Here is a 22,598-nt window from a genome sequence, read left to right on the forward strand (position 1 = left end):
CGCCTCCCGCTGACCGAGACATCGGCACCGAGGCGTGGGAGTGCTGATTAGCGTCCAGAACACACGTGGCGACAGCCACGCACAGGTTTGAGGAGAACGCCGATGGATGTGAGGGAATCGCCCGGGCAGCGGGAACTCCGGCGGGAGTTGCGAGCCTACTTCGCGGCGCTGCTGCCGGAGGAGACGCGGCGGATCGCGGGTGAGGAGGGTGTGGGCGGAGAGCACTTCCGCGACATCGTGCGGCTGCTGGGCAAGGACGGCTGGCTGGGTGTCGGCTGGCCGGTGGAGTACGGCGGGCAGGGACGGTCGATCGAAGACCAGTTCGTGTTCTTCGACGAGGTGCAGCGGGCCGGGTTGCCGTTCCCGTTCGTCACCGTCAACACCGTCGGCCCCACCTTGATGAAGTACGGCACCGAGGAGCAGAAGGCACGGTTCCTTCCCGGCATCCTTGCCGGCGACATCGTCTTCGCCATCGGCTACACCGAACCGGAAGCCGGCACCGACCTCGCCTCGCTGCAGACCCGCGCCGTGCGCGACGGGGACACCTGGGTGGTCGACGGCAACAAGATCTTCACCAGTGGCGCCAACACGGCCGACTACGTGTGGCTGGCGTGCCGCACCGATGCGGATGCGCCCAAACACAAGGGCATCTCGATCCTCATCGTTCCCACCGACGATCCCGGCTTCAGCTGGTCACCGATCCACACCGTGGGCGGGCTGACGGTCACGTCGACCTACTACAGCGGGATCCGGGTCGGCGATCAGGACGTCGTGGGCGACGTCGACGGCGGGTGGCAGCTGATCACCGCGCAGCTCAATCACGAACGCATCGGGCTCGCCGCGCTCGGCGGCCGCACGCTCGGACTGTGGCACCGGGTCCTCGACTGGGCCCGTCAGAACGGGGCACTCGACATCCCGTGGGTGCAGATGGACTTCGCGCGCACGCACGCGAAGCTCGAGGCGATGCGACTACTGAACTGGAAGATGACCGTCGCGGTCGCGCGGGATGCGTTGTCGGGGGCCGACGCCGGCGCCACCAAGACGTACGGCACCGAAACCCACGTCGACGTCTATCGCACGCTGCTCGGGATCCTCGGTGCCGCCGGCCGGTTGCGTCCGGGCTCGCCGGGCGCGATCCTCGCCGGCCAGATCGAACAGATCTCACGCCAAAGCGTGGTCAACACGTTCGGCGGCGGCGTCAACGAGGTGCTGCGCGACATGGTCGGCACCCTCGGCCTCGGACTCGCCCGCGAGAAGAGGGTGAAATGAGCGAACTCCTTACCCGCCTCCTCGCTTTCGAGGGACGGACGATCGTCCCGGCCACCTGGGGTCCCGACCCGGTGAACACTCCCATGATCAGGCACTGGGTCGAGGCGATGGGCGACACGAGCCCGGTCTACCTCGACGACGCCGCCGCGCGCGCCACCGGCCGCGGCGGCGCCGTCGCACCCGCCCAGATGCTGCAGGTGTGGACGATGCGCACATTCGCGGACAAGATGTCCGGCGCCGACCCGTCACCCGTCTGTACGGAACTGATCGCCACACTCGACGAGGCGGGATTCACGTCCGTCGTCGCCACCGATTCCGACCAGGAATTCTTCGCCGAACTGCGCCCCGGCGACCGGGTGAGCACGACCGAGGTGGTCGAGTCCGTCTCCGCGGAGAAGCAGACCGGTCTCGGCGCCGGACATTTCGTCACCACCCTCAAGACGTACCGCAACGGCGACGGCGAGATCGTCGGAACCCAGCGGTGGCGGACACTCCGATTCCGGCCCACCGAACGTCCGGCCCCGCGCCCGCTTCGCCCGCGGCCCGCGCTCAACGACGACAACGCCTTCTGGTTCGCGGCCGCACGTGAGCACCGCCTGGTCATCCAGCGGTGCGCGAGGTGCGGTGTGCTGCGGCACCCGACCGGACCGATGTGCGGGGAGTGCCGCTCCACCGAATGGGACACCGTCGACGCGTCGGGGCGGGGCACCGTCTACACGTTCGTCGTCAATCACCACCCGAAGATCGACGCGTTCGACTACCCACTGGTCGTCGCGGTGATCGAACTCGAGGAGGGCACCCGCCTGATCGCCAACATGACAGGCGTCGAACCCGAACACGTGCACATCGGAATGCCCGTGGAACTGGACTGGATCGACGCCGACCCGGAACTCACACTGCCCGCATTCCGGCCCGCAGCATCGGAGGAACACTGATGGATTTCACCTTCGGCGAGGAGCAGGAAGCGGTCCGCGGACTGGCCGCGGACGTATTCGCTGCCAAGTCGCGACCCGAGCGGATCAAGGACGTCGAATCGAGTGCCGACCGGATCGACCGGGAACTGTGGCGCGAACTGGCCACCACAGGGCTGCTCGGCATCGCCCTGCCCGAGAACCTCGGTGGCGGCGGCATGGGGCTCGCAGAACTGTGCGTCCTACTCGAGGAGCAGGGCCGGACCGTGGCGCCGGTTCCGCTGTGGCCGCACGTGCTCGGCGCACTCGCGATCGCCGAGTTCGGGACACCGGACCAACGTGCCGCCCTGGTCCCCGCGGCGGCCGACGGCAGCCTGATCCTCACGGTCGGGCTCGAGGAATTCGGACCGTACGTCGCGGGCGAACCGGCGACGACGGCACGCGAGGTGGACGGCCGGTGGCAGGTGCACGGCGCCAAGCCCGCGGTGCCCGTGGCGCACGTCGCCGAACGCCTCCTCGTCTCCGCGACCACCGACAGTGGTCCGGCGCTGTTCCTGGTGCACCCGGGGGCCGCGGGTGTGACGGCGCAGCAGGCGGAGTCGACCACCCACGAGATCTGCGCGAACGTCACGTTCGTCGCGGCCCCCGCGGAACCGGTCGGCCCGGCGGACGGTAGCGCGGTGCGGTGGCTGATCGAACGGGCGGAACTGGCGGTCGCCGCCCTGCAACTGGGCGTCGGGGAGGGCGCGGTGCGGCAGGCGGTCACCTACCTCAACGGACGCACCCAGTTCGGCCGCCCGCTCGCGACGTTCCAGGCCGTCACCCATCAGCTCGCGGACTGCTACATCGACCTCGAGGCCATGCGGGTGACGCTGTGGCAGGCCGTGTGGCTCGTCGCGAGCGGGGAAGATCCGGGAACCGCTGTGCTGGTCGCGAAATGGTGGGCGACCGACGGCGGGCAGCGGGTCGTCCACCGCACGCAGCACGTGCACGGCGGTATCGGCGTGGACACCGACTACCCGGTGCACCGGCACCTGTTGTGGGGCAAACAGCTCGCCGCCACCTTCGGCGGAGCCGGCTCCGACCTGGCACGTCTGGGCGCGCAGCTGGCGGCCGGGGTGGAGGTGGTCGCATGACCGCGACCGTCGGCGCGACGACCTACGACGCCGTCACGATCGGCGATCGACTGCCGGAGCTGGTGATTCCGCTGACCCGCACCCTGATCGTCGCCACCGCCCTCGCCACCCGCGACTTCCAGGACGTTCACCACGACCCGGCCCTCGCGCTGGAGAGGGGGTCGAAGGACGTGTTCATGAACATCCTCACCACCAACGGGCTGGTGGGGCGGTTCGTCACCGACTGGGCCGGACCGCACGCGTCGCTCCGCCGGATCGCGGTGCGGCTCGGTGCCCCCAACTACCCCGGCGACGCGATGGCCGTGACCGGTGAGGTGGTCGCGAAGGACGGCGGCCTCGTCACCGTGAACATCCGGGGCGCGAACAGCCTCGGTGATCACGCCACCGGAACCGTCGTCGTCGCCTGGCCTGCACGAGGAGACCTGTGACCAGCCCCCTGTCGGGCGCCGCCGCGATCGTCGGCATCGGCGCCACCGAATTCTCCAAGCACTCGGGACGAAGCGAACTGCAACTGGCGTGCGAGGCGATCGTCGCCGCACTCGCCGACGCGGGCATCGACCCGTCCGAGGTCGACGGACTGTCCACGTACACCGCCGAGACGAACGGGGAGGTGCTCGTCACCCGCAACACTGGCATCGGCGAGCTGAAGTTCTTCTCCCGCATCGGTTACGGCGGCGGCGCCGCGTGCGCCACGGTCCAGCAGGCGGCGATGGCCGTGGCCACCGGCATCGCGGACGTCGTCGTCTGCTACCGCGCGTTCAACGAACGGTCCGGTGTGCGTTACGGACTCGGGCAGCACGACCGCCCGATGGACAGCACCGCGGACCGGGCGGCGTACGCCTGGCTGACCCCGCAGGGACTGTCGACGCCCGCCCAGTGGGTGGCGATGTTCGCCCGCCGGTACATGCATCGGTACGGCGCCACGAGCGAGGACTTCGGCCGGGTCGCGGTCGTCGCACGCAAGCACGCCGCCGACAACCCCGCCGCCTGGTTCCACGGGCGGCCCATCACCCTCGACGATCACCAGAAGTCGCGGTGGATCGCCGAACCGCTGCACCTACTGGACTGCTGCCAGGAAACCGACGGCGGCCAGGCCCTCGTCGTCGTCTCCGCCCAACGTGCCAAGGACCTCCGCGCCACCCCGGCGATCGTCAAGGCCGCCGCGCAGGGCTCGGGCAAGGACCAGCACATGATGGCCAGTTACTACCGGCCCGACATCACCGGGATACCCGAGATGGGCCTCGTGGGCAGGCAACTCTACGGGCAGAGCGGTCTCGCGCCCGACGACATCTCGGCGGCGATCCTCTACGACCACTTCACCCCGCTCGTGCTCCCGCAACTCGAGGAACTCGGGTTCTGCGGCCCCGGCGAGGCGAAGGATTTCATCCGGGACGGCAACCTCGAGGTGGGCGGCCGACTCCCGGCGAACACCCACGGCGGCCAGATCGGCGAGGCATATCTGCACGGCGTCAACGGCATCGCCGAGGCGGTTCGCCTGATTCGGGGAACGTCGACCACACAACCGGACGGCATCGGCAACGTGCTGGTGACCGCGGGCACCGCCGTGCCCACCAGCGGCCTGATCCTGGGCAGAGAGGACTGATCATGACGACAACCGAGCGCACGACGGCAGGAGCGTGGCGAGGGGCCGACCTCGGCACCCGCACCGTGAGTTACGACGAGCGCGACGCCGTCCTGTACGCACTGTCGGTGGGTGCGCGGGCCACCGAACTGGACCTCGTCTTCGAGGAGCGTCTGCGGGTGCTGCCCACGTTCGCTCTCACCCTCGCCCAGTGGGCGCCGGACGAGCTGGGGTCGCGGGGCGCCTTCGACACGAAGACGGCGCTGCACGGATCGCAGGAACTGACGGTGCTCGCGCCGCTTCCGCGTCGCGGCGAGATCGCGTTGTCGGCGTCGGTCGGCGAGGTGTGGGACAAGGGTTCGGCGGCCGTGTTCGAGGTGCGCGTCGAGTCCGAGTTCTTCGTCGCCACCTGGTCGCTGTTCGCGCCCGGTGCCGGCGGTTTCGGCGGCGATCGCGGACCCGTGAAACCGGCTCGGCCCGAGGGTGAACCGGTCACGACGTCTGTGCTGCAGACCGCGGAGAACCAGGCCGCGCTGTACCGGCTGACCGGCGACCGGCACCACATCCACATCGACCCGGCGGCGGCCGAGCGGATCGGGCAGCCCCGGCCGATCATGCACGGGCTGTGCACCCTCGCCGCCAGCACGCTGGAACTCGCGCGGGCGCTGGACGTCCACCCGGCCGACCTCGTCCGGCTGGAGGGACGGTTCGCCGCACCGGTCTACCCGGGCGACGCGCCGTCGTTGCGGGCGTGGGGTGATGCGGGTGATGCGACGTTCGAACTCGTCCAGGACGACCGGCCGCTCATCGCAGGCGCCCGCGCCGCATTCGGCTGACCGGACGTTTCGTCCGTCGTCGCCGAATGTCACACCGGTGCAGTCGAACCGAACCGGTGTGACATACGGCGCGGAGGTCAGGAGTGGGTCGCGAGGTAACGCGCGGGGTATTCGCCGCCGCCGTGGACGGCGAGATCGGCACCGTTCACGTACGACGCCTGCGCGCTCGCCAGGAACAGGCACGCGTCCGCGATGTCGGACGGCACCGCCATCCGCCCCATCGGCAGGGTCCGGGTGACGGCGGCACCGCCGTCGTCACCGTAGACGGACGCCGCGCTCTCGGTGCGGATGAGGCCCGTGGTGATGTGGTTGATCCGGACCTTCGGAGCCCATTCGAGCGCAAGCGCTTTCGTGAGCACGAGCAGGCCGGCCTTCGCGGCGCTGTACGCGGCGGTGCCGGGTTGCGGATCGTGGGCGGACACACTGCCGATGTTGACGATGGCACCACCGTCGGACTGCTGCTGCATCACCGCGTTGGCGGCCTGGGCAACGGTGAAGGGCGCCAGCAGGTTCAGCGCGACGATCTTCTCGACGAAGCGCGGCGAGACGGTGGCCGCGTCGGCGTCGGGCGAACCGCCCGCATTGTTGACGAGGACGTCGAGGCGGCCGAACCGCGCGACGGCATCGTCGATCAGTGCGGCGGCGTCGGCGTGGTCGCGGACGTCGGTCGCGCGGAACACGGCGGTGCGCTCACCGTGCGCGGGCAGGGTGTCCGGTGCGCTCCGGCCGCACACGAGCACGTTCGCACCCGCGGCGAGAAACGATTCGGCGACGACGAAACCGATGCCCTTGGTTCCGCCGGTCACGACGACGGTGCGGCCACTGAAATCGAGAGGAGGGGGGATTGTCACGGGAGACCTTCGGAGTGAGGGAGCGCGAGGAGAACGGGCGCTCGAACGAGATCGGGTGAATCGGCACGAAGACCGAGAACAAGCAAATGCTCGGTTCGATAGTAGGGGAACGGGAGTGGACATGGGCAAACTCGACGGCAAGGTCGCGCTGATCACGGGTGCGGGACAGGGGATCGGGCAGGGCATCGCCCTGGCCCTCGCCCGGGAGGGCGCGGTGATCGCCGTCGCCGGACGGACCGAATCGAAACTGCACGGCACGTGCGAGCGACTCACCGAACTCGGCGCCCGCAGCGAACCGGTGGTGTGCGACGTCAGCAGGCGCGCGGACATCGCGTCCGCCGTCGAGCGGACCGTGGACGTGTTCGGCGGCGTCGACATCCTGGTCAACAACGCGAACGACTGCACACCGGGACCGATCCTGTCGGTGATCGACGAGGAGTACGAGCGGTCGTTCGCGACGGGACCGCTCGCGACGCTGCGCATGATGCAGTCGTGCCACCCGCACATGGTCTCGCGCGGTGGCGGCGTGATCGTCAACCTCGTCACGTCGGCGGCCGTGCGCTGGGACGCCAGCAACTACGGCGCCTACGGCTCGATCAAGGAGGGGATGCGTTCGCTGACCAGGTCGGCGGCGTGCGAGTGGGGCCGGGACGGCATCCGGGTGCTGTCCGTCGCCCCGCACGCCAAGAGCCCGGCCCTCGCGCGGTGGATGGAGCGGAACCCGGACGAGGCGGCGGAGTTCGTGGCGGGGATCCCGCTCGGACGCGTCGGCGACGCCGAAACCGACATCGGACGCGCCGTCGTGTTCCTGGTGAGCGACGACGCCGGCTACCTCACCGGGGCCACCATCCCCCTGGACGGCGGGCAGTCCCGTTGGGGGTGACGGCGGGCAGTCCCGTTGGGGGTGACGGTGATGATCCGGGTCCCGCACAGCGGGAAGGGCTGCGGCCGCCGCCGTCGATGTGCACTAGTTTCGGCAGGATCGAATTACCGTAGCGAGAGGGCACCGTCGCGATGACGACCGTTGAAACACCACGCAGTTCGCGATCAGTAGTGGTCACCGTGGCCGCTGTCGTGGAGGAGACGTCCGACGCCCGGTCGCTGGTGTTCGACGTCCCCGACGAGCGTCGGCACGAATTCGCCTACAAGCCCGGACAGTTCCTGACGTTGCGCATCCCGAGCGACCGGACGGGATCCGTCGCCCGGTGCTACTCGCTGGCCAGTTCGCCGTTCACCGACGACCTGCCGAAGGTGACGATCAAACGCGTCGCGGGCGGCTACGGTTCGCACTGGTTGTGCGACAACGTCGGCGTCGGCGACCGCATCGAGGTCCTGCCTCCCGCGGGCGTGTTCACTCCGGCCAGCCTGGACGAAGACCTGATCCTGTTCGCCGCGGGCAGCGGAATCACCCCGGTGATGTCGATCCTCAAGTCGGCGCTCAGCGTAGGCAACGGGAAAGTCGTTCTGGTGTACGCGAACCGGGACGAGAAGTCGGTCATCTTCGCCGACGAGTTGCGGGAACTCGCGGCCCGCCACGAACACCGGCTGACCGTCGTCCACTGGCTCGAGAGCGTGCAGGGCCTGCCGACACCGCGCCAGCTGGCGAATCTGTCCGACCGTTTCCGGGATCACCGCGCCTACCTGTGCGGACCGCGTCCGTTCATGGACGCGATCCACGAGTCGCTCGCACTGGCCGGCGTCCCGCGCGACCGGGTGCACGCCGAGGTGTTCACCTCCCTGTCCGGGGATCCGTTCGCGGACGTCGTGGTCGAGGAACTGCCGGACACGGAAGCGGGAACGTCGACGGTCGAGGTGCAACTCGACGGCGAAGCTCACAACCTGAGCTGGCCACGCCGGGCGACACTCGTCGACGTCATGCTCTCGAAGGGCCTCGACGTCCCCTATTCGTGTCGCGAGGGCGAATGCGGTTCCTGCGCATGCACGGTGGTCCAGGGAGAAGTGGACATGGACAACGCGTCGATCCTCGATCCCGAGGACATCGCGAGCGGCTACATCCTCGCGTGCCAGGCCCGCCCCGTCAGCGAGCACGTGCGGATCGAGTTCTGACCGACGCCGGCACTACTTCTCGGTCTGCGCGGCCGCGGCACGCGCATTGAGATCGGCGAGGCGGATCGGGTAACGGGGTGGGCGATCGACGATCACCTCGCGGGTGACGGTGAGGTCGCGGTCGACGTGGAGCAGTTCGCCCGACTGCATCGGCGTCCAGCCGGGATCCTCGTCCATCTGCTCGCTGGCGACGACCACCGCCGGATGCTCGGCGAGATGCTCGGACCTGGCACGGATCCGGCCGGGAGTGCTCGCGTGCTGGAGGTGGCGACCGCCGCTCGGACCGCCCGCGCGCCGCTCGAGGAAGAGCAGGTCGTGGGTGTCCGGGTAGCGCAGCGCCCACAGTTCGCCGGGTGTGGTCAGCAGGATGTTGAGCGCGTAGATCGGCACGGTGTCGGCCAGCCACCGGGCGGCCGAGGTGATGCCGGCGGTGACGTCGCCGCCGTTCCTGCCGATGTGACTGGTCACGAGGGCGAAGACGCGTTCGGAGTCGGTGTCTCCGTGAACGAGCGCGAGGTCGGGGCCCAGTTCCGCCTCGAGTTTCGGCAGGTCCTCGACCACGCCGTTGTGGGCGAACACCCGACCGTCCTGGGCGAACGGATGGGTGTTCTGGGGAAGCAGTTCACCCGTGGTCGCGAAACGGATGTGCGCGACGAACGTGGCCGAATACCGATGCTTCGCCTCCTGCGCGAACTCCGTGTCCTCGTACGCCGCGAGCGGTTGCTTCTCCACCACCGGAGTTCCGTCCTCCGCGAACGTGCCGAGTCCGGTGCCGTCCGGCTCGCGGTGACTCTGCTGCGCCAGGCTGTCCGGGGCGTCCAGCAGCCAGAACGACGCGCGGACGCGATGAGGGGCGGCGGACAACCCGAACAATCGGCACATGACTTCCCTCTCGGGTGGGGCGGATCAGCGGTAATCCGGGTTGGCGAAGTCGGGGCGGCAACCCGCGTCCCACTCCGAACGTTGATTTCCGTACACGGGGAACCCGCCGGCCTTCTTCAACATCGCGGCGACGTGCATCAGGTTGTACGTCATGAAGGTGGTGTTGCGGTTGGTGAAATCGTTCTCCGGGCCGCCCGACCCTTCGTCGAGATACGACGGGCCCGGGCCGGCCTCACCGATCCAACCGGCGTCTGCCTGCGGCGGGATCACGTATCCGAGATGCTGGAGGCTGTAGAGGATGTTCATCGCGCAATGCTTGACACCGTCCTCGTTGCCGGTGATCAGACACCCCCCGGCCCGCCCGTAGTAGGCGTACTGGCCGTCGTCGTTGAGAATCGACGAACAACCGTACAGTCGCTCGATCACCTGCTTCGTGACGGAACCGTTGTCGCCGAGCCAGATCGGACCGGCCAGGACCAGGATGTCGGCGTCCAGCACCCGCTGAAAAAGCTGGGGCCATTCGTCGCTCGGCCACCCGTGCTCGGTCATGTCCGGATACACACCGGTCGCGATGTCGTGGTCCACCGCCCGGATCTGGTCGACCGAGACCCCTTCCTGCTCCATCAGGCCGACACTGCGGTCGATCAGCCCCTGGGTGTTGCTCACCTCGGGAGACCGCTTCAGGGTGCAGTTGACGAACAGGGCGCGCAGACCGCTGAAACGGGGGGTCCCGTCCTGCGGCGACGGATCGGTCATCAGTCCTCCCACGAAAGAGTCCGGAAGTCCACGATATGCCGCGGCGACCCCTGTTCGTGGGCAGAACAGCCGCCCGGTCCGGGACGATCCCGGACCGGGCGGACCCGGGTGTTCTCAGCCCAGCGCGGAGATCGCCTTCGCGACGCCCTCGCCGTAGGCCGGGTCGCACTGGGTGCAGTTGTCGATGTGCCGCTGCACGACCTGCTGCGACGCGCCGTTGATGGCCCGCGCGGTGTTCTCGAACAACACCTGCTTCTGCTCGTCGCTCATGTTGTTGAACAACACGCGCGGCTGCGAGAAGTAGTCGTCGTCGTCCTCACGGAAGTTGAACCGGTCGGCGAACGCGCCCACGCCCTGCGCGGGATCGCGGTACCGGCTCTGCTCCTGCCACTTGCCGTAGCTGTTCGGTTCGTAGTGCAGGGTGCCACCGTTGTTGCCGTCGACCCGCATGGCACCGTCGCGGTGGAAGTTGCTCACCGGGCACCGGGCCGCATTGACCGGGATCTGGTAGTTGTTCACACCGAGGCGGTAGCGCTGCGCGTCACCGTAGGAGAACAACCGGCCCTGGAGCATCTTGTCCGGGGAGAAGCTGATGCCGGGCACGACGTGCGCCGGGTTGAACGCCGCCTGCTCGACCTCGGCGAAGTAGTTGTCGGGGTTGCGGTTGAGTTCCCATTCGCCGACCTCGATGAGCGGGTAGTCGGCCTTCGGCCACACCTTCGTCAGGTCGAACGGGTGGTAGGGGACCGTGTCGGCGTCGGCCTCGGGCATGATCTGCACGCACAGCTTCCACTTCGGGAAATTGCCGGCCTCGATGGCGTCGAAGAGGTCCCGCTGGTGGCTCTCGCGGTCGGCGCCGACCAGGGCCTCGGCCTCGGCGTCGGTGAGGTTTTCGACACCCTGCTGCACGCGGTGGTGGAACTTCACCCAGAAGCGTTCGCCCTCGGTGTTGATGAAACTGAAGGTGTGCGAACCGAATCCGTGCATGTGCCGGTACGACGAGGGGATGCCGCGGTCACTCATCACGATGGTGACCTGGTGCAGCGACTCGGGCAGCGACGTCCAGAAGTCCCAATTGTTGTCGGGGCTGCGGAGATTCGTTCGGGGGTCGCGCTTGACGGCGTGGTTGAGGTCGGGGAACTTCAGCGGGTCGCGGAAGAAGAAGACCGGGGTGTTGTTGCCGACGAGGTCCCAGTTGCCTTCCTCGGTATAGAACTTGACCGCGAAGCCGCGGATGTCGCGCTCGGCGTCGGCGGCGCCGCGCTCACCGGCGACGGTGGAGAAGCGGGCGAACAGCTCGGTCTTCTTGCCGACCTCGGAGAAGATCTTCGCGCTGGTGTACCGGGTGATGTCGTTCGTGACGGTGAACGTTCCGTACGCCCCGGAACCCTTGGCGTGCATGCGGCGTTCCGGAATGACCTCGCGGTCGAAATGTGCGAGCTTCTCGAGGAACCAGACGTCCTGCAGCAACTGCGGCCCGCGGGGCCCGGCGGTCACGACGTTCTGGTTGTCGGGGACGGGTGCGCCTACGGCCGTGGTGAGCTTGTCGCTGGTGTTCGCAGTGGTCTCTCGGCTCACAGTGGATCCCTTCGTTGCTGGCTGTTGCTCTGGGTTTTCTGGAACTGGCTGTCGGGCAGGAGGCTTCGCCGACGAGCGGTCGACGTGGCGGATCGAACCACACTCACGGCGTGCGACGTGGTGGTGGTCGCCTCCCGCCCTCGTGTGTGTTCACGGTCACACTGCACCACCGTTTCTTGAATTAGTCAAGAAAGCGCGGGCTAACTTTCGATCGGGGTCGCCGTCTCCAGCGCCGCAACCAGGAACTCTTCCGGAACATCCGGCCAGTCGGACTGCCAGCGGCCGGCCCGCCTGTCCTCGAGGAGGGCCGTCAGCGCGGGCACCATGCGCGGCCCGCCGTCGATCAGGTAGCGCACGAAGCCGATTCGTGCACACGTCGCGGCGATGGACGCCAGCACCGGCTTGGCCTCATCAACCCGGCCCGCCGCGACCAGGCATGCGACGAGCAGGCGACTGGCCTGCATGGCCGCCCTCGGCCGGCTCTCCCGTTCGACCCGGCGCACCCATTCCTCGGCGCGGCGACACGCGACGTCGGGCTCGACGGCCGACTGCTTCCGGATCTCGGTGGCGGCGTCGAGCTGCGCGACGATTTCGGCGAAACCGAAATCGGGTACCCGGGTCGCCTTCCCGTCACCGGCCGGCGGCTGAGGTGACGCGGGCAGGCCGAGCCGGACCCGTTCGTTCTCGACCCGGGCCCGCAGCCGCGGGAGTCCCAGCGACGCCGCCGCGGACGCACCCTCGTCGAGGTGGCGGGCAGCGGACGCGAGATCGCCACGACTTGCCTTCAGCCGCGCGCCCGTGACGAAGCGCGCGATCATGAAATCGACGATGCCACCCTCGGGTCCGAGCTCGTAACTCTCGTCGAGGAGTCGTTCGGCCTCGTCGAGATGGCCCAGTTCGTACATCAGCTCGCCGAGGAGTGCGCCTGCGAGTCGTGCGGCATGTGAATGGGTGCCTGCCAACTTCGTCGCGGTCTGCACGGCCAGCCGGAAGTTGTCCTCGGCCGCGGCGATGTCGAGTTGTTCCATCGCGGCGATGCCGGCGAAGCTGTACCCGTACATCCTGCTGAACGGTCCGACAGTCCGCTGGTGGTACCCGGTCGCCCAGTCCTGCAGTCGGCGTGCCTCCACGAAATCGAATTGGGCGATCGCGACGGCGGAGGCGAGATTCGACCCCGCCGAAACCACCCACGCGCGTAGGGTTTCCGGTCGGGCCAGGCATTCGGCGATGAGGTCGGGGACGCCGGCGATGCGATCGGACGACACCGCGATCACGGCGCGGACGATGTCGGCCTCCACGCGGATGTCCGCCTGCTCGGTGTCGTTCAGCGTCGAGGACTCGAGGGCCGACGCGACCAGCGACAGCGACCGCAGCGTCGGCGCCACCCGTTGCAGGAGGATGTTCGCCCACGCGACCGCGATCTGGATGCGGGGACTGGATTCGACCAGCGGCCGCGGCAACTTGTCGACGAGGCCGAGCAGCGCGATCATCCGCGAGTGCTCCACCAGGTACATGCCCTGCTCCTCGACCACCGCGACGGCCACGTCGCGATCGCCCGCCGCCAACGCGTGATCCACTGCGTCGCTGACGTAGTGGTGGTCGGCGAACCAGTGCGCGGCCGCACGGTGCAGGTCCGCGATGCGTGACGGATGATCGCGTTCGAGCCGCCGTCGGAGGTACTCGGCGAACAGGTGGTGGTACTCGAACCACTCCCTGTCCTCGTCGAGGCTGCGCAGGAACAGGTCGCGCGATTCGACCTGCTCGAGCAGGGCCTGACCGCGGGTCACGTTCGCCAGCACGCAGGCGAGGTCACCGCAGACCCGCTCGGTGACGGACGTGGCCAGCATGAAGTCGAGCAGCGCAGGCTCGAGGGTGCTCAGCACGTTCTCCGCCAGGTACTCCCCGATCGCGTGGTGGCGGCCCGACATGTGCCGGATGAGATCGCCGGGATCGGCGCGATCACGCAGCGACAGCGACGCCAGTTGCAGCGCCGCCACCCACCCGTCCGTGGTCTCCTCCAGCGCCTCCACGTCGGAATCCTCCAGGTGCAGTCCGCCGAGGTCGACCAAGAATCTCTGCGACTCGGTGATGTCGAAACGCAAAGCCACGGAATCGATTTCGACGAGTTCATCACGCACCCGCATCTTGGCCAGCGGAAGCCCCGCCTGGCTTCGGCTGCTGACCACCATCTGCAGGTGGTGGCAGCCGTTCTCCAGGATGAAGTCCATCGCGGCGATCGTGTCCGGCGACGTGACGCGATGCCAGTCGTCGATCATCACCACCACGTGACGCCTGCTGTCGTGGACCTGATTCACCAGCGAGGTCAGCACATACCGTTCCGCTTCGGCGCCGTTCTCGTCGAGCGCCTGCCCCAGCTCGTCCGCCAAGGTCGGATCGGCCCGGCGGATCGCCTCGACGAGGTGGGACAGGAACCACACGACGTTGTTGTCGTCGTTGTCCACCGTCAGCCAGGCGACCGCGGCGCCGTCCTCGATCAGCACGTCGCGCCACTGGGCCGCCACCGTGCTCTTCCCGAAGCCGGCGGGCGCGTGGATGAGCGTCAACCGCCTCCGTTGACCCATTCGGAGCAGATCCAGCAGACGGGTGCGCTCCACCAGGGACCGCATCGGGGTCGGCGGCCGGAAGCGGGCCGCGGCGCTCGGCGGGGTGGCACCCGACCGCCGGCGGTAGCTGCGACTGTGCCCGGATGTCGAGGACTGCGTGGTCGGTGTCGACGTGTGCTCGGTGCGCGGAAACTCGTCGGCCGCGGCGGGGAGCGCCATCTCGTCGACATCGAGCCCGTGCCTGCGCTCGATGTCGCGGAGTTCCTGCCCGAACTCCGCGGCCGAAGCCGGGCGGTCGGTCGGTTCCTCGGACATGGCGCGCTCGATGGCCGAGCACACGTCGTCGGGAATGTCCTCGCCCCGCAGGTCCGGAACGGGTTGAGTGGCGATGCGGAGGAACTGCGCGACGAGCCGCTCCCCGCTCCGCCGCTCGAACGCGGCATGCCCAGTGAGCAGGCAGAACAGGGCGGCGCCCAGGCTGTACACATCGGAAGCCGCGGACGGTGCGTCGCCCCGGAGGACCTCCGGCGCCGTGAACGCGGGCGAACCGGTGATCATGCTCGACGTGGTCTCGAACCCGCCCGTGACCCGCGCGATGCCGAAGTCCGTGAGCTGCGGCTCGCCGTACCCGGTGAGCAGGATGTTCGCCGGCTTCACGTCGCGGTGCAGCGTGCCGAGCCGGTGCGCCGTCTCCAGGGCGCCCGCCAGCTTCACGCCGACGCGCAGCGTTTCACTCCACGGCAGCGGCCCTTCACGGCGAATCCAGGCGTCGAGCGAATTGCGCGAGTGGTAGGGCATCACGATGTACGGCCTGCCGCTGCGCGTCACCCCGGACTGCAGGATGTCGACCACGTGCGGATGCCCCGACAATTTTCCCATCGCACGTTGTTCCCGCAGGAAGCGTTCGCGGTCCTCACCGTCCAGATCGGAGGACAGCACCTTGATCGCGACCGTGCGGTCGAGCGCGGTCTGGAGGCAGCGGTAGACGACCCCGAACCCTCCCCGGCCGATCTCGCGGGCGTCGTCGAATCCTTCCGACGACAGCTCCGCGACGATGTCGGTCACGACGATCCGCTTGGTAGCCTGCGGATCCGAGTCGGTCGGCCCGGAACTGCTTTCCGGGTGTCGTGGCACACTCAATGAAATCACCTTCTCGGTGCGCTGACGCCAGCATATCGCGGTCGCACGACACAGAGAGCGGTGTTCGAGAACGAGTAGACCCGAGGAGAATTCGACGGTGACGGATACCGGTATTGCGGCAGCGGACACGAGCCTGGCCGAGCAGACCCTGGCCCAGCTCCTCGACGCGCGGATCAGTTGCAGGGCTTACCTACCGACGCAGGTGCCGCGCGACGTGATCGAGCGGATCCTCGAGCTCGCCCAGCAGACACCGTCGTGGTGCAACACGCAGCCGTGGCAGGTCGCGATCACCGAGGGGGAGGGGACCGACCGGTTCCGTTCCGGGCTGGCGGAGTACGTCCGCACCCACCCGCAGGAGTCCGACTTCGAGTGGCCCCGCGAATACGTGGGCGAGCACAAGCAACGCCGCCGGGACTGTGCCATGCAGCTCTACGCCAGCGTCGGCATCGCCCCCGGAGACCGGGCCGCGTCCGCAGTGCAGACGATGAAGAACTTCGACCTGTTCGGCGCGCCGCACGTCGCGATCGTCACCACTCACGAAGCACTCGGCACCTACGGCGCCGTCGACTGCGGCCTGTATGTCGAGACGTTCCTCCTCGCCGCGCAGAGCCTCGGAGTCGCGTCCATCCCGCAGGCCGCCGTCGCCGGAAGTTCCCGGTTCATCCACGACTTCTTCTCGCTCGACGAGGACCGCCGGGTGGTCTGCGCGATCTCGTTCGGCTACCCCGACATGGAGAACCCCGTCAACGGATTCCGCACCCACCGGGAACCCGTCGCCAACGTCGCGCAGTGGGTGTCGCAGTAACGTGCTCGACTCCGAAGTGTTCGACCGGGACGCCCTGTTCGCCCGCCTCCGTCGCCGTCCCGACGTCGAGGCCCCCAACCTGACGGCCGTCGACGCCGCAGATCGGCTGATCCTCGACGAGGCCGCGGCGGCGCTGTCGGCGGCACCTGCCGGGACGCTCGCCGTGATCGGCGACCACTACGGTGCGCTCACCCTCGGCGCCGCGGCGGCGCACGGCGCCACCGGGATCCGCGTGCACCAGGACCTGCTGACCGGCGAACTGGCGCTCGCCGCCAACGCCGCGACGGTCGGGCTCGCCGACCGCTACCGGGCGTGCGCGCTCGGTGAGGAGCTCCTCGCGGGCGCGACGGTCGTGCTGATGCAGTTGCCGCGGAGCCTCGGCGAACTGACCGAGGTCGCCGAGGCGATCGCCCGTCACGCCGACCCGTCCGTCGTCGTCTACGCGGGCGGACGCAACAAGCACATCTCCACCGCCATGAACGACGTGCTCGGGCGTTCGTTCTCCGACGTCCGCGCGACCCTCGGCAGGCAGAAGTCACGGGTGCTGATCGCACGCGGCCCGGTGGAGGTAGCGCAGCAGACGTATCCCGTCACCGATCATCTCGCCGAGATCGGGCTGGACGTCGTCTCGTACGGGGCCGCGTTCGCCGGCCCCAAGCTGGACATCGGAACCCGGTACCTCCTCGACTTCCTTCCCCGCGTGAACCCCGGCGCGCGGGCCGCAGTCGACCTCGGGTGCGGAACGGGCATTCTCGCCGTCAGCCTCGCCCGGCTCCTCCCGGACGTGTCGGTGATCGCCACCGACCAGTCGTCGGCCGCGGTGGCATCGGCGGCCGCCACCGCCCGCGCCAACGGACTCGACGGACAGGTCAGCACGCTGCGCGACGACGCCATGTCCACCCTCGCCACCGACAGCCAGGACGTCGTCCTGTGCAACCCGCCGTTCCACGTCGGCGCGGCCGTCCACACCGGCGGCGCGTCGAAGATGTTCGCCGAAGCCGGACGGGTGCTCCGGCCCGGCGGCGAGCTGTGGACCGTGTACAACTCGCATCTCGGGTACCGGGGCCGATTGCAGCGGCTCGTCGGCCCGACGGACGTCGTCGGCCGGAATCCCAAATTCACCGTCACCCGATCGGTGGCCTGACCGCCACGCCGACCCGCCTCGTCTGGCGGGTGTCCCCACGGCACCGGTAGAGTCCGAATTGTCCGACCCGAAAGCGACGAACGGGAACTTGCGGTGGGTGCGGGACGTTCAACGTACAAGAAACCCGGATCCACCCGGCGAGCCACGAGAAGGGATGTGCACGGTGCGCACCACCAGTAACCCGGTGTTCCGCAACCTGCCCAAACAAGAGGGCAGCGGCGGATACGCCTCGTTCGGATCTACGACGGCCGGCGCAGCGCAGGTCACGCAGCAGTTCGGCCAGCCCCAGTACACGCAGGCCGAGCCCTACCGGACGGGCCCCGACTACCGTTCGATGACCATCGACGACGTCGTCACCAAGACGGGTGTCACGCTCGGCGTGCTCACGGTGTCGGCGATCATCTCCTACTTCCTGGTGAGCAACAACGCGAACCTCGCGAGCCCGTTGGTCATCGGCGGTGGCCTCGTCGGTCTCGTGCTGGTCCTGGTGGCCACGTTCGGCCGCAAGATGGACAACCCGGGCATCGTCCTCGCCTACGCGGTGGCGGAGGGCCTGTTCCTCGGCGCCCTGTCGTTCATGTTCACCGACATCACGTTCGGCGGAGTCGGCGGAGCGGCGCTCATCGGCCAGGCCGTACTCGGCACGTTCGGTGTGTTCTTCGGCATGCTCGTCGTCTACAAGACGGGCGCGATCCGAGTCACGCCCCGCCTGACCCGGATGATCATCGGTGCCCTCATCGGTGTCGTCGTCCTCGCCCTCGGCAACGTGATCGCCAGCTTCTTCACCGAAGGTGGCCTCGGCCTCCGCGACGGCGGTCCCGTGGCGATCATCTTCAGCCTCGTCTGCATCGGCATCGCCGCGTTCAGCTTCCTGCTGGATTTCGACGCCGCCGACCAGCTGATCCGCGCCCAGGCGCCGGCGAAGGCCGCATGGGGCGTCGCATTCGGACTCACCGTCACCCTCGTGTGGCTGTACGTCGAGATCCTGCGACTCCTGAGCTACTTCAACAGCGACTAGCAGTTCAACAGAGAAGGCCCCCGAGAGCATGCTCTCGGGGGCCTTCTGGCGCTTCGCACCCGTGCGTGGTCAGCGAGTCTCTGCACTCGTCAACCACTCACGGGCCCGGAGGGCCTAGCTCAGGCGCTCGAGGACCATCGCCATGCCCTGCCCGCCGCCGACGCACATGGTCTCGACCCCGAACGTCTTGTCCTGCTCGCGCAGGTTGTTGAGCAGGGTGTTGGTGATGCGGGCACCGGTCATGCCGAACGGGTGACCGAGGGCGATGGCGCCCCCGGAGATGTTCAGCTTGTCCTCGTCGATCTTCAGCTCGCGAGCCGATCCGAGAACCTGGACCGCGAAGGCCTCGTTGATCTCGAACAGGTCGATGTCGGAGATGGACTTGCCCGCGATCGCGAGGGCCTTCTTGACGGCCTCGATCGGGCCGAGGCCCATGATCTCGGGGGACAGTCCGGACACCCCGGTGGACACGATGCGGGCCAGCGGCGTCAGGCCGAGGGCCTTGGCCTTCGTGTCGGACATGATGACGAGCGCGGCGGCGCCGTCGTTGAGGGGGCACGCGTTGCCCGCGGTGACGGTGCCATCCGGGCGGAACACCGGCTTGAGCCCGCTGATGCCCTCGTAGGTGGTGCCGGCGCGGGGGCCGTCGTCGGCGGCCACGACGGTGCCGTCGGGGAGGGTGACCGGGGTGATCTCCCGCTCGAAGAAGCCGTTCTTGATGGCCTCCTCCGCGCGGTTCTGGGATCGGACGCCCCAGCGGTCCTGCTCCTCACGGGTGATGCCGGTGGCCGAGGCGACGTTCTCGGCGGTCTGACCCATCGCGATGTAGACGTCGGGAATCTGCTCGTCCTCGCGCGGGTCGGTCCAGGCGACGCCACCCTCGGCGAGCTTCGCGGTACGCGCCTCGGCGTCGGCGAACCTCGGGTTCTTGGTGTTCGGCAGGCCGTCGGCGTTGCCGGTGACGAAGCTGGACACCGACTCGACACCGGCGGAGATGAACACGTCGCCCTCGCCGGCCTTGATCGCGTGCAGTGCCATGCGGGTGGTCTGCAGCGAAGAGGAACAGTAGCGGTTGACGGTGACGCCGGGCAGGAAGTCGTAGCCCAGTTCCACCGCGACGACGCGGGCGATGTTGAACCCCGACTGGCCGGCGGGCTGACCGCAGCCGAGGAGCAGGTCGTCGATCTCGGTGGGATCGAGTTCGGGGATCTTTGCCAGCGCCGCGGCCACCATCTGAGTCGTCAGATCATCCGGGCGGATGGTCTTGAGCGAGCCCTTCATGGCTCGGCCGATCGGTGAGCGTACTGCGGAGACGATGACTGCCTCGGGCATGAAAACTCCTTTGTCAACTGCGGGGGTCTGCACTGTGTTGCAGACCACCCGTTCTGTGGCCTTCCCGACAACTTACGTTGCCGGGCGGCACCGGGGGCATCGCCATCTCACTCAGCGACCCGTCGCGTCCGGGACGCGGACGCCTCCTCGATCGCGAGGAGTTCGTCGAGACGGGCAGGCGAGCGTCGCCGGGCAGTGCGTCGCCACAGGAAACGGTTGAGCGAGGCGGTCATTCGGGTCGACAGCTTGCGTGATTCCGCGGCCTCCGACACCTCGGGCAGGTCGGGCAGGGGGCCGCCGTGCCACATGCCCAGAGCAGTCGCGAGAACGGGCACGATCTGGATCGCCGCCAATTCGTAGCCCGCCGCGGACGGGTGGAAGTGGTCGGAGGAGAACATCCGGTCGGGCGCCGCGAGGAACTCGGGTGCCAGCAGGTCGGCCAACGCCACCGGGTGGCCGCCCGCCGCGCTGGTCGCGGCCGCCTGCGCCCGGGCCAGGCGCAACCCCCACGTCCGCACGACGGTCCGCAGCGGTTGGGGGATCGCGGTCACCACCCCGAGGTCGGGGCACGTTCCGACGACGACCGCGCAGTCGTGGGCGCGGAGCCGTTCCACCGCCTCCCCGAGTCTGCGCGCCGACGCCCGAATCGAGTTCTTCGATGTGACGTCGTTGGCTCCGACCAGGATCACCGCGGCGTCCGGCGGCGGTCCGGCCACGAACATCGCGTCCACCTGCCCGCTGAGTCCGCGGGACGTGGCGCCGCCGATGGCCTTGGTGCTCAGCCGGATCCGCTTGCCGGTCTCGTCGGCGAGGCGCCTCGCGATCTGCACGCCGGGCACTTCATCCGCCGACAGACATCCCACCCCGGCGGCCGTGGAGTCGCCGAAGATCATCAGATGGACGTCGTACGGGGTGGTTCGCAGCCAGCGTTCGGGGACGGCGGCGCCGGGGGAGTAGACGCCGTCGGCCTCCGGCGGCTTGGCGACGTTGTGCCCGATCACACCGCGGGCCGCCGTCGCCTGTGACATCAGATAGGAGTACGCCGCCCACGACAGCGTGCCTGCGCTCGAACCTGCCACGACAGCCGCCGCGCCGGCCTTCACTCCGGTCTGCCAGGTCCTCTTGGGCACTGGTCTCACCTTTCCGCTACCTGGTGCTCGTCTCACGGGTTCCAGCGGACTGCGTCCGCACCAATCTAGTCGGATCAGGGCCCCCGTGCCGGACGTCTGTGAGCATCGGATCAGGGCATCTGGGAGCATGGAGGCATGCGCATCGCGGAACACGTCGTCGACCTGATCGGCAACACCCCTCTCGTCAAGCTCTCTTCTGTCATCGGTGAGAACCACGGGACCGTTGCAGCCAAGATCGAATACCTCAACCCGGGTGGAAGCTCGAAGGACCGCATCGCGGTCAAGATGATCGACGCCGCGGAGGCGTCCGGTGAGCTGAAGCCGGGCGGGACCATCGTCGAGCCCACGTCCGGCAACACCGGGATCGGCCTCGCCCTGGTCGCACAGAAGCGCGGATACAAGTGCGTGTTCGTCTGCCCCGACAAGGTCAGCGAAGACAAGCGGAACGTCCTCAAGGCCTACGGCGCCGAGGTCGTGGTGTGCCCGACCGCGGTCGCGCCCGAGCACCCGGACAGCTACTACAGCGTCTCCGACCGGCTCGCACGCGAACTTCCCGGCGGCTGGAAGCCCAACCAGTACTCCAACCCCGGCGGCCCGCAGAGCCACTACGAGACCACCGGCCCCGAGATCTGGGCCGACACCGACGGCAAGATCACCCACTTCGTGGCGGGCGTCGGCACCGGCGGCACCATCACCGGCACCGGGCGCTATCTCAAGGAGGTGTCCGGCGGCAAGGTCAAGGTCATCGGCGCCGACCCCGAGGGTTCCGTGTACTCGGGTGGCACCGGCCGTCCGTACCTGGTCGAGGGCGTGGGCGAGGACTTCTGGCCGAGCGCCTACGACCCGTCCATCCCCGACGAGATCATCGCCGTGTCCGACGCCGACTCCTTCGAGATGACCCGACGTCTCGCCCGCGAAGAGGGCCTGCTGGTCGGTGGCTCCTGCGGCATGGCCGTCGTCGCCGCACTCGAGGTGGCCAAGCGCGAGGGCCCCGACGCCGTCATCGTCGTCCTGCTGCCCGACGGTGGTCGCGGATACCTGTCGAAGATCTTCAACGACAAGTGGATGGCGTCCTACGGATTCCTCCGCACCCCGCTCGACGGCAAGCCCGACGAGAAGACCGTCGGCGACGTGCTGCGCGGCAAGTCCGGCGAACTCCCGGACCTCGTCCACACCCACCCGTCCGAGACGCTGCGCGACGCCATCGAGATCCTCCGCGAGTACGGGGTGTCCCAGATGCCCGTCGTCGGCGCGGAGCCGCCCGTCATGGCCGGTGAAGTGGCGGGCAGCGTCACCGAGCGCGACCTGCTCAGTGCCGTGTTCGAGGGCCGCGCGCACCTCGCCGACCCGGTGGAGAAGCACATGAGCAAGCCGTTCCCGCTCATCGGTTCCGGTGAGCCCGTGTCGGCCGCCACCAAGGCGCTCGGCGACACCGACGCGCTCATGGTCGTCGACGACGGCAAGCCCGCCGGGGTCATCACCCGCCACGACCTTCTCGGTTTCCTCAGCGCCGGTTCCTAGACGACACTGGTCCCCGCTGCGCACGGAACGTACCGTGCACAGCGGGGTACCGGCGCGGTGTCCGTGAGGGGGAATC

General features: G+C 68.7%; 19 protein-coding genes. 12 read left to right on the plus strand and 7 right to left on the minus strand.

The genetic code is table 11. The annotated features are described in order from the left end of the window. The first annotated feature begins 102 nt into the window (after positions 1 to 102). From RHA1_RS28440 to RHA1_RS28465, 6 genes are read left to right on the plus strand one after another with little or no spacing between them, the layout of a single operon-like run. A complete protein-coding gene (locus RHA1_RS28440; protein ID WP_011597929.1) occupies positions 103 to 1,269 on the plus strand; it encodes an acyl-CoA dehydrogenase family protein in 1,167 nt (388 codons plus the stop codon). Further along, entirely contained in the window at positions 1,266 to 2,204 is a 939-nt protein-coding gene (locus tag RHA1_RS28445; protein WP_011597930.1) for a bifunctional MaoC family dehydratase N-terminal/OB-fold nucleic acid binding domain-containing protein, read from the plus strand. Before RHA1_RS28440 ends, RHA1_RS28445 begins: the two co-directional genes overlap by 4 nt. Further along, positions 2,204 to 3,316, plus strand: coding sequence for an acyl-CoA dehydrogenase family protein (locus RHA1_RS28450; protein ID WP_011597931.1), 1,113 nt, complete (start codon positions 2,204 to 2,206; stop codon positions 3,314 to 3,316). Before RHA1_RS28445 ends, RHA1_RS28450 begins: the two co-directional genes overlap by 1 nt. Further along, positions 3,313 to 3,744: a MaoC family dehydratase gene (locus RHA1_RS28455; RefSeq protein ID WP_011597932.1), complete on the plus strand. Its 432-nt coding sequence runs from the start codon at positions 3,313 to 3,315 to the stop codon at positions 3,742 to 3,744. The genes RHA1_RS28450 and RHA1_RS28455 overlap by 4 nt, the downstream gene beginning before the upstream one ends. Beyond that, positions 3,741 to 4,919: a lipid-transfer protein gene (locus RHA1_RS28460; RefSeq protein ID WP_011597933.1), complete on the plus strand. Its 1,179-nt coding sequence runs from the start codon at positions 3,741 to 3,743 to the stop codon at positions 4,917 to 4,919. The genes RHA1_RS28455 and RHA1_RS28460 overlap by 4 nt, the downstream gene beginning before the upstream one ends. A 2-nt stretch (positions 4,920 to 4,921) precedes the next feature. Continuing rightward, a complete protein-coding gene (locus RHA1_RS28465; protein WP_011597934.1) occupies positions 4,922 to 5,734 on the plus strand; it encodes a MaoC/PaaZ C-terminal domain-containing protein in 813 nt (270 codons plus the stop codon). Between the two features lie 77 nt (positions 5,735 to 5,811). On the opposite strand, the gene RHA1_RS28470 is transcribed toward RHA1_RS28465, so the two are convergent. Then, positions 5,812 to 6,585, minus strand: coding sequence for an SDR family oxidoreductase (locus tag RHA1_RS28470; RefSeq protein ID WP_011597935.1), 774 nt, complete (start codon positions 6,583 to 6,585; stop codon positions 5,812 to 5,814). A gap of 121 nt (positions 6,586 to 6,706) precedes the next feature. On the opposite strand from RHA1_RS28470, the gene RHA1_RS28475 reads away from it, so the two are divergent. Together RHA1_RS28475 and RHA1_RS28480 are read left to right on the plus strand one after the other, a co-directional pair. Next, positions 6,707 to 7,468 (plus strand): SDR family NAD(P)-dependent oxidoreductase, encoded by a 762-nt coding sequence (locus RHA1_RS28475; RefSeq protein WP_011597936.1) that lies wholly within the window; start codon positions 6,707 to 6,709, stop codon positions 7,466 to 7,468. Between the two features lie 131 nt (positions 7,469 to 7,599). Beyond that, positions 7,600 to 8,652, plus strand: a complete 1,053-nt coding sequence (locus RHA1_RS28480) for a ferredoxin--NADP reductase (RefSeq protein WP_011597937.1) — start codon at positions 7,600 to 7,602, stop codon at positions 8,650 to 8,652. Between the two features lie 12 nt (positions 8,653 to 8,664). On the opposite strand, the gene RHA1_RS28485 is transcribed toward RHA1_RS28480, so the two are convergent. From RHA1_RS28485 to RHA1_RS28500, 4 genes are all read right to left on the minus strand, one after another. Then, the gene (locus RHA1_RS28485) at positions 8,665 to 9,534 is read right to left on the minus strand and encodes a class II glutamine amidotransferase (RefSeq protein WP_009479083.1); all 870 of its coding nucleotides are present in this window, start codon (positions 9,532 to 9,534) and stop codon (positions 8,665 to 8,667) included. 24 nt (positions 9,535 to 9,558) lie between these two features. Then, on the minus strand, positions 9,559 to 10,290 hold the full coding sequence (locus tag RHA1_RS28490; protein ID WP_011597938.1) for a flavodoxin family protein: 732 nt from the start codon (positions 10,288 to 10,290) through the stop codon (positions 9,559 to 9,561). Between the two features lie 114 nt (positions 10,291 to 10,404). After that, complete coding sequence (locus RHA1_RS28495) at positions 10,405 to 11,868, minus strand: catalase (protein WP_011597939.1); 1,464 nt, start codon at positions 11,866 to 11,868, stop codon at positions 10,405 to 10,407. A gap of 200 nt (positions 11,869 to 12,068) precedes the next feature. After that, entirely contained in the window at positions 12,069 to 15,566 is a 3,498-nt protein-coding gene (locus tag RHA1_RS28500) for a serine/threonine-protein kinase (RefSeq protein WP_011597940.1), read from the minus strand. A 103-nt stretch (positions 15,567 to 15,669) separates the two neighbouring features. On the opposite strand from RHA1_RS28500, the gene RHA1_RS28505 reads away from it, so the two are divergent. From RHA1_RS28505 to RHA1_RS28515, 3 genes are all read left to right on the plus strand, one after another. Then, a complete protein-coding gene (locus RHA1_RS28505; RefSeq protein WP_011597941.1) occupies positions 15,670 to 16,377 on the plus strand; it encodes a nitroreductase in 708 nt (235 codons plus the stop codon). A gap of 1 nt (position 16,378) precedes the next feature. Then, positions 16,379 to 17,521 carry a class I SAM-dependent methyltransferase gene (locus RHA1_RS28510; RefSeq protein ID WP_011597942.1) on the plus strand — a complete coding sequence of 381 codons (1,143 nt, stop codon included), beginning with the start codon at positions 16,379 to 16,381 and terminating at the stop codon, positions 17,519 to 17,521. A gap of 163 nt (positions 17,522 to 17,684) precedes the next feature. Continuing rightward, the gene (locus RHA1_RS28515) at positions 17,685 to 18,539 is read left to right on the plus strand and encodes a Bax inhibitor-1/YccA family protein (RefSeq protein WP_029539503.1); all 855 of its coding nucleotides are present in this window, start codon (positions 17,685 to 17,687) and stop codon (positions 18,537 to 18,539) included. A 114-nt stretch (positions 18,540 to 18,653) separates the two neighbouring features. On the opposite strand, the gene RHA1_RS28520 is transcribed toward RHA1_RS28515, so the two are convergent. Then, positions 18,654 to 19,871: an acetyl-CoA C-acetyltransferase gene (locus RHA1_RS28520; protein ID WP_009479090.1), complete on the minus strand. Its 1,218-nt coding sequence runs from the start codon at positions 19,869 to 19,871 to the stop codon at positions 18,654 to 18,656. A gap of 107 nt (positions 19,872 to 19,978) precedes the next feature. After that, entirely contained in the window at positions 19,979 to 21,001 is a 1,023-nt protein-coding gene (locus tag RHA1_RS28525; RefSeq protein WP_009479091.1) for an SGNH/GDSL hydrolase family protein, read from the minus strand. 135 nt (positions 21,002 to 21,136) lie between these two features. Between RHA1_RS28525 and RHA1_RS28530 the strand changes: the two genes are divergently transcribed. Further along, complete coding sequence (locus RHA1_RS28530) at positions 21,137 to 22,522, plus strand: cystathionine beta-synthase (protein ID WP_005255744.1); 1,386 nt, start codon at positions 21,137 to 21,139, stop codon at positions 22,520 to 22,522. Positions 22,523 to 22,598 lie beyond the last annotated feature (76 nt).

It is taken from the genome of Rhodococcus jostii RHA1 (assembly GCF_000014565.1).
Lineage (GTDB): Bacteria > Actinomycetota > Actinomycetes > Mycobacteriales > Mycobacteriaceae > Rhodococcus_F > Rhodococcus_F jostii_A.

Bases quoted from the DNA above. Each gene is read 5' to 3' on its own strand.
- RHA1_RS28440 (WP_011597929.1), top strand. From the start codon at position 103: ATGGATGTGAGGGAATCGCCCGGGCAGCGGGAACTCCGGCGGGAGTTG.
- RHA1_RS28445 (WP_011597930.1), top strand. From the start codon at position 1,266: ATGAGCGAACTCCTTACCCGCCTCCTCGCTTTCGAGGGACGGACGATC.
- RHA1_RS28450 (WP_011597931.1), top strand. From the start codon at position 2,204: ATGGATTTCACCTTCGGCGAGGAGCAGGAAGCGGTCCGCGGACTGGCC.
- RHA1_RS28455 (WP_011597932.1), top strand. From the start codon at position 3,313: ATGACCGCGACCGTCGGCGCGACGACCTACGACGCCGTCACGATCGGC.
- RHA1_RS28465 (WP_011597934.1), top strand. From the start codon at position 4,922: ATGACGACAACCGAGCGCACGACGGCAGGAGCGTGGCGAGGGGCCGAC.
- RHA1_RS28475 (WP_011597936.1), top strand. From the start codon at position 6,707: ATGGGCAAACTCGACGGCAAGGTCGCGCTGATCACGGGTGCGGGACAG.
- RHA1_RS28480 (WP_011597937.1), top strand. From the start codon at position 7,600: ATGACGACCGTTGAAACACCACGCAGTTCGCGATCAGTAGTGGTCACC.
- RHA1_RS28485 (WP_009479083.1), bottom strand. From the start codon at position 9,534: ATGTGCCGATTGTTCGGGTTGTCCGCCGCCCCTCATCGCGTCCGCGCG.
- RHA1_RS28490 (WP_011597938.1), bottom strand. From the start codon at position 10,290: ATGACCGATCCGTCGCCGCAGGACGGGACCCCCCGTTTCAGCGGTCTG.
- RHA1_RS28520 (WP_009479090.1), bottom strand. From the start codon at position 19,871: ATGCCCGAGGCAGTCATCGTCTCCGCAGTACGCTCACCGATCGGCCGA.
- RHA1_RS28530 (WP_005255744.1), top strand. From the start codon at position 21,137: ATGCGCATCGCGGAACACGTCGTCGACCTGATCGGCAACACCCCTCTC.